This window comes from Streptomyces sp. AB3(2024) (genome assembly GCF_041862025.1).
GTDB lineage: Bacteria > Actinomycetota > Actinomycetes > Streptomycetales > Streptomycetaceae > Streptomyces.
In genome coordinates, this window is sequence record NZ_JBGWAB010000377.1 from 1 (window position 1) to 310 (window position 310).

1 pseudogene is annotated in these 310 nt (G+C 73.9%); it reads right to left on the reverse strand.

Annotated features, from left to right (window positions below):
- A pseudogene (locus ACEPPI_RS40850) lies at positions 1-310 on the reverse strand (polyketide synthase); the annotation flags it as partial.

The window sequence follows — 310 nt, forward strand, 5'->3', positions numbered from 1 at the left end:
GCCCGCCGTCCAGTCGACGTGCGGGGTGGGCTCGTCCACGTGCAGGGTCTGCGGAAGCACCCCGTGCTGCATCGCCAGCACCATCTTCATGACGCCGGCCACACCGGCAGCGGCCTGCGTGTGCCCGATGTTCGACTTGATCGAACCGAGCAGCAGCGGCTCGTGGGCCGACCGCTCCTGGCCGTACGTCGCCAGGAGCGCCTGGGCCTCGATCGGGTCGCCGAGGGTGGTGCCGGTGCCGTGCGCCTCGACGGCGTCCACCTCGGCGGCCGACAGGCCGGCGCTGGCGAGGGCGGCGCGGATGACGCGC